At 73.0% G+C, this 5768-nt stretch carries 5 protein-coding genes and 1 pseudogene; 3 read left to right on the top strand and 3 right to left on the bottom strand.

Annotation, left to right across the window (positions count from 1 at the left end; genetic code table 11):
• Positions 1-77: 77 nt before the first annotated feature.
• A complete protein-coding gene (locus tag ACFV5N_RS23785; RefSeq protein ID WP_385603385.1) occupies positions 78-680 on the bottom strand; it encodes a DUF1648 domain-containing protein in 603 nt (200 codons plus the stop codon).
• Between the two features lie 248 nt (positions 681-928).
• Between ACFV5N_RS23785 and ACFV5N_RS23780 the strand changes: the two genes are divergently transcribed.
• The 3 genes and pseudogenes from ACFV5N_RS23780 to ACFV5N_RS23770 form a co-directional block, all read left to right on the top strand.
• Positions 929-1369, top strand: a complete 441-nt coding sequence (locus ACFV5N_RS23780) for a VOC family protein (protein ID WP_385603382.1) — start codon at positions 929-931, stop codon at positions 1367-1369.
• Between the two features lie 304 nt (positions 1370-1673).
• Positions 1674-3956, top strand: coding sequence for a glycosyl hydrolase (locus ACFV5N_RS23775; protein ID WP_385603379.1), 2283 nt, complete (start codon positions 1674-1676; stop codon positions 3954-3956).
• Between the two features lie 76 nt (positions 3957-4032).
• Positions 4033-4302 (top strand): annotated as a pseudogene (locus tag ACFV5N_RS23770) (AraC family transcriptional regulator); the annotation flags it as partial.
• 10 nt (positions 4303-4312) lie between these two features.
• Here ACFV5N_RS23770 and ACFV5N_RS23765 read toward each other — a convergent pair.
• Both ACFV5N_RS23765 and ACFV5N_RS23760 read right to left on the bottom strand, forming a co-directional pair.
• Positions 4313-5152 (bottom strand): aldo/keto reductase, encoded by an 840-nt coding sequence (locus ACFV5N_RS23765; RefSeq protein WP_385603376.1) that lies wholly within the window; start codon positions 5150-5152, stop codon positions 4313-4315.
• 112 nt (positions 5153-5264) lie between these two features.
• Entirely contained in the window at positions 5265-5531 is a 267-nt protein-coding gene (locus tag ACFV5N_RS23760) for a hypothetical protein (protein WP_385603373.1), read from the bottom strand.
• Positions 5532-5768: the final 237 nt, after the last annotated feature.

Here is a 5768-nt window from a genome sequence, read left to right as displayed (position 1 = left end):
CAGCCCGGACCCACCGCCCGGCACCCCGTCCGCGGGGTGCGCTCCACGTGCCGGGCCGGCCGCGCGCGGCCGCCGGTTCAGCCGGGCCGGCCGGACGTCGTACCGGCCCCGTCCTCGGTGGTGACGCCCTGCCGCGCCGCCCTCTCCCGGGCGTCGGCCCACCAGGCCCGGACGGTGGGCACCAGCGAGGCCAGGAAGGCGGCCACGGTGGCGACCCAGACCCAGGACGGGACCGCGGCGCTCTGCTCGGCGCGCCACTGCAGCCAGCACAACGGCAGCAGGGCGACGCCGAGGAGGAGGTTGGTCATCAGCAGCGCTGCGGCCATCCGGCGGGCCGAAGCCGCCGTGGCCGGACGGCCGTTCATGGTGGCGGCGGCCCTCGCCCACCGGTCGGCCGACGCCGGCATCGCGTCCAGCGGCGTGGCGCGCGTCAGCGTGAACGCGCAGCCCGCCGTGAGCGCGGTCGTCCCGGCGTAGAGGAACACCGGAAGGAACGCCATGCCCACGCCCTTGTCGGTCCACGCGTCCACCCCACCGGGGCCGATGTGCTGCGGTATCCGGTCGGGCAGCTCGGGATAGCGCAGCAGCCCCCACACCGTCATCGCGCCGAGCAGCAGCAGGCCCGGCAGCAGCCACCCCCATGGTCCTCTTCCCGGCCGCTCCCCCGTACCGGTCATCATGTGCGTTCCCTCCCGGTGTCGTCTCCCCGTCCGTCGTTCCACTGTAGTGCCGGTGCGCCGGGCCACCCCGGACGGGCGGCGGCTCCCGCCACCACCGGCCTTGTCGACCCCGCGCGCGTGTGACGGGGCGAGTGGTGCGGGCCGCTCGCCGGGACGGTGGCGCAGAATGTCGGGAACCTACCCACCCGCTCCGTACCAGGGGCATCGCCGGCCACCACCGGCCGCGCGCGGAAGAAGGAGAAGCCGGCATGGCGATTCAGCGGATGGACAACGTCGGCATCGTCGTCGACGACCTGGACGCGGCCATCGCGTTCTTCGTGGAACTCGGCATGGAACTGGAGGGCAGGGCGGAGGTCGGGGGCCCCTTCGCCGACCAGTGCACCGGTCTCGACGGCGTCCGCTGCGACATCGCGATGCTCCGCACCCCGGACGGTCACAGCCGGCTCGAACTGGCGAAGTACCGCAGCCCCGCGGCGATCAGCGGCGGGCCGCGCGACAGGCCGCACAACGTCCTGGGCACGCACCGCGTCATGTTCGCCGTCGACGACATCGAGGACACCGTCGCCCGGCTGCGCACCCACGGCGCCGACCTCGTCGGCACGCTGGCACAGTACGAGGACAGCTACCGGCTCTGCTATGTCCGCGGCCCCGAGGGCATCATCGTCGGGCTGGCCCAGCAGCTCGGCTGACGGAGAGCCGGGGGCCGGTGCGCCCCGACCCTGTGGCCGGTCCGGGGCACGGCGGCTTAACCACCGCTTAAGCGCGGCTGAGCCGAGACTGATCTTCCGCCGTTCCGCCGGCCGTCACGAGCCCCGGCATCGCCCGCCCGCACCCCCGCTCACCTGCGACGCGTCCCACGGGCCGGGGCCGGGCCCGGCGGCGGCAACCGGTCATGCTCCGTTGACAGGTCATCAGCACCCCTCCTACCTTCGCGAACGCCGGACCCACCCGTCCGGCCCTGCCCGTCTTCCCCCCACGCACCTGAGGTAGCAGATGAGCAAGCATCGCGTGAACCGGCGACGACGCCGGATCGCCCTGGCCACCGCGGCGGCCGCGACGGCGGCGGCCGTCACCGGAGCCCTGGTCATACCGTCCGCCACCGCCGCGGAGATCCCGGTCGGCAGCGGCAGTTACTCCGACACCCGTCCGGCCGGCGCCCAGGGCCCCACCGACAACATGGGCACCCCGGTCCTGCCGCAGGTCACCGACACGGTCGCCGGAGAACCGGTCCCCACCAACGAGTGGTGGTCCTCGCTCGTCTTCAAGCGCTACCCCGACAACCCGTACTCCCAGCCGATGTACGGGCATCCCCTCACCTACCAGGCCGTCGCCGAGGGCCTCCAGGTGGGCCACCCCACGGCCCACACGATCGTCGGCGAGGGACGGCAGTACGAGTTCGCGCACACCGCCGACCTCACCCTGAGTGTCACCGGCCTCGACGCGCCCGATGTCCGCGCGGACGGCTGGTCCGACTGGACCGTCACCCCGTACTGGGGCGACGGCGACCGCGAGCTGCGCGCCACCATCGGGCACGGTCTGCCGTACGTGTACGCGGAGGCGGGCGGCGGCGACGCCGAGATCATCACCAACGGCACCCCCGAGGTGTTCGCCGACGACGGCAACGTTCTCGGGGTGACGGTCGCCGGCAACCACTACGCGCTGTTCGCGCCCAGCGGCAGCGACTGGAACGTCTCCGGCACCTCGGTGACCGCCGCGCTCGGCGGCAACGACTACTACTCGGTCGCCCTGCTGCCCGAGCAGGACGCCCTGGACACCTACGCCCAGTACGCCTTCAGCTTCGTCACCGGCTCCGAGGTGTCGTGGGACTACGACACGGCCGCCGGCGAGGTCAACGCCACCTACACCCTGGAGACCGAGGCCCGCGAGGGCACGGAGACCGGCACCCTCCAGGCCCTCTACCGCCACCAGTGGCTGCACACCGACGACGCGCTGCTCGACCACGAGTACGTCTCGCCGCGCGGCACGATGAAGGTCCGCGAGGGCACCTCGTTCACCACCACGCAGACCGTCCCCGGGGTGCTGCCGGTGCTGCCGGAGAGCGACGCGGTCGACGCCGACCGGCTCGCCGGGTACATCGCCGACGTGCTCGGCTCGGAGGACCCGTTCGAGGGCGCCACCGACACCTACTGGACCGGCAAGCAGCTCGGCAAGCTCGCCCAGCTCACCACCATCGCCGACCAGGCCGGTGACGACGCCTCCCGGGACCGGTTGCTGACGCTGATCAAGGACCGGCTGGAGGAGTGGTTCACCGTCGGCGGTGCGGCCGAGTTCTCCTACGACTCCGACTGGTCCACGCTCACCGGCTACCCGGCCTCCTACGGCAGCGACACCGAGCTGAACGACCACCACTTCCACTACAGCTACTTCGTGATGGCCGCCGCGGTCGTCGCGCAGTTCGACCCCGCCTGGGCCGAGCGGTCCGCGTGGGGCGGCATGGTCCACGAGCTGATCCGGGACACCGCCAACCCGGCCCGGGACGACGACCGTTACCCCTTCCTGCGGGGCTTCGACCCGTACGCGGGGCACAGCTGGGCCGCCGGTCACCAGGGCTTCGCCGCCGGCAACAACCAGGAGTCGTCCTCGGAGTCCATCAACCTCAGCGTGGGCCTCATCCTGTGGGGCTCGGCGACCGGCGACGACGAACTGCGCGACCTGGGTGTCTTCCTGCTGACCACCGAGGCCGAGTCGATCCGCCAGTACTGGTTCGACGCGGACCAGGAGGTGTACCCCGAGGACTACACGCACCCGATCGTCGGCATGGTCTGGGGCTCCGGCGCCGCCTACTCCACCTGGTGGACCGCCAACCCGGAGGAGATCCACGGCATCAACGTGCTGCCGGTCACCGGTGGTTCGCTGCACCTGGCGGCCGACCCGGAGGCCGTCGAGCGGAACCTGGCGCATCTGGTCGAGCAGAACGGCGGCCCGTTCGAGGAGTGGCGTGACCTGCTGTGGCAGTTCCAGGCCCTCGCCGACCCGGAGACCGCCAAATCCTCCTACGACGCGGACGGCGACGCGTACGAGCCGGAGGCCGGCGCCACCCGGGCCCACACCTATCACTGGATCACCACCCTGGCCGCGGTCGGTACGCCCCGCCTGGACGTGACGGCGGACACGCCGACCGCCGCGGTGTTCGAGAAGGACGGGGTGCGTACCTACACGGCGCACAACTACGCCGACGCCGAGCGGACGGTGACCTTCTCCGACGGCACCACGCTCACCGTGCCGGCCGGTTCGTCCGCCACCTCCAACGGCTGACGCGCTCCCGCCTCCGGCCCCCGCCGGCCGGTCCCGCATCCGGGGCCGGCCGGCGGCCTGCCGCGGGCAGGGCGTCGGGCAGGCGCAGTCCGTCACCGCCCCGGTGCCCGAGCCCGGCCACCACCCGCTGGCCGAGCTGTTCCCCTGGGTGCTGGAACGGCTCGACCAGCCGCTGACCGTCGCGGACCCGGCCCGCCGGGTGAACCTGAGCACCCGCCGGCTGGGCCGCCACGTCCACGCGGTCACCGGCACCACCCCGTCGCGCCGGCTGCTGGTCCAGCGCGTCCGGCACGCCCAGCCGCTGCCGGAGACCACCGGCGACAGCGTCGACTCCATCGCGGTGGCCGGGCCCGGGGTCAGGGCAGGTAGGCGAACGTGGTGGGGTCCGGGCCGCCGCGGCCCCGCGGGCCCCGGTCGAGCCCGTCGATCGCCGCCATGTCCTGCGGGGACAGGTCGAAGTCGAAGATGCGGGCGTTCTCCTCCATCCGGGCCCGGCTGGAGGACTTGGGGAAGACGACGTCCCCGCGCTGGATGTGCCAGCGCAGGATGACCTGGGCGGGCGACCGTCCGGTGCGCTCGGCGATACCCGCGATGACCTCGTCCCCGAGGACGGCGCCCTGGCCGAGCGGCCCCCAGGCCTCGACGGCGATGCCGTGGGAGAGGGAGGCGGCGCGGGCCCGCTCGTTGGGGAAGTAGGGGTGCACCTCGATCTGGTTGACGGCCGGGATGACCCCGGTCTCGCCGATGATCCGGTCCAGGTGCTCCGGCTCGAAGTTGGAGACACCCGCCGTGCGCAGCGCCCCCTCCTCGACGAGTCCGGCGACGGCCTGCCAGGTGGACACGTAGTCGCCGTCGTACAGGGTGGGCAGCGGCCAGTGGATGAGGAACAGGTCGAGCCGGTCCACGCCCAGCCTGGCCAGCGACTCGGCGAAGGTGCGCCGCACGTCGCCCGGCCGGTGGTTGCCGTTGTCGAGCTTGCTGGTGAGGTACAGCTCGTCGCGCGGCAGTCCGCTCGCCGCGACGGCGCGGCCGACCTCGGCCTCGTTCCCGTACATCTGGGCGGTGTCGATGTGCCGGTACCCGACCTCCAGGGCCGTGCTGACGATCGCCTGGGTGTCCTGCGGCGGCACCAGATAGGTGCCGAAGCCGAGCTGGGGGATGGAGGTGCCGTCGTTCAGACCGATCGTCGCTGTCATGCCTCCGACCGTAGAGCCGGGCACCGTGCGGGGTGGGCACGCCGGGCCCCTGCCGCCCGGCGTGTGCCCCGGGGCTCCCCCGAAGGGCGGAACGCGCCGCCGGGCCCGCGGGTCAGGAGCCGCCGGTCTTCCGGTCGGCGATGTCCTGCAGCCGGGGCAGGATCCCGTGGATGGCGTCGTCGTCGGGTTCCTCGCCGATCCAGCCGGTGACCTCCCGGCGGGTGACCACGATCGTGGAACGCTGGATGTCGTCCGCCGTCCACACCTCCACGCGGGGTGCTTCCTTGGTGTCGATGTACAGCACGGGGTCATCGGCCGGCGAATCGAGCAGCGTCCGCACGTGGAACGCGGTGATGGCGGGGGCGGGGGCGGGTTCCATGGCGACCTCCTGGTGTGCGGCGGACCGGGGTAGTACTTCTGCTCTCTCCCGGCGCGTTCACACCCCCGGGCGGGCGCGCCACCGGATCCGGTGCCCGCGCCCGGCCCGGCGGGCAGCCGCGGGTCCACTCCCCCGTGACCGTCCTGACCTGCGGCTGCGTTAGACTTCTGGCTCGCAGTCGACACCGGGACGTGGCGCAGCTTGGTAGCGCACTTGACTGGGGGTCAAGGGGTCGCA

This window comes from Streptomyces sp. NPDC059853 (assembly GCF_042731495.1).
Taxonomy (GTDB): domain Bacteria; phylum Actinomycetota; class Actinomycetes; order Streptomycetales; family Streptomycetaceae; genus Streptomyces.
The sequence above is the reverse complement of the archived record's forward strand: the minus strand, read 5'-3'. Positions and strand labels throughout refer to the sequence as shown.

Excerpts from the sequence above, each read along its gene's own strand:
- ACFV5N_RS23785 (WP_385603385.1), bottom strand. The coding sequence starts at position 680 with ATGATGACCGGTACGGGGGAGCGGCCGGGAAGAGGACCATGGGGGTGG.
- ACFV5N_RS23780 (WP_385603382.1), top strand. The coding sequence starts at position 929 with ATGGCGATTCAGCGGATGGACAACGTCGGCATCGTCGTCGACGACCTG.
- ACFV5N_RS23775 (WP_385603379.1), top strand. The coding sequence starts at position 1,674 with ATGAGCAAGCATCGCGTGAACCGGCGACGACGCCGGATCGCCCTGGCC.
- ACFV5N_RS23765 (WP_385603376.1), bottom strand. The coding sequence starts at position 5,152 with ATGACAGCGACGATCGGTCTGAACGACGGCACCTCCATCCCCCAGCTC.
- ACFV5N_RS23760 (WP_385603373.1), bottom strand. The coding sequence starts at position 5,531 with ATGGAACCCGCCCCCGCCCCCGCCATCACCGCGTTCCACGTGCGGACG.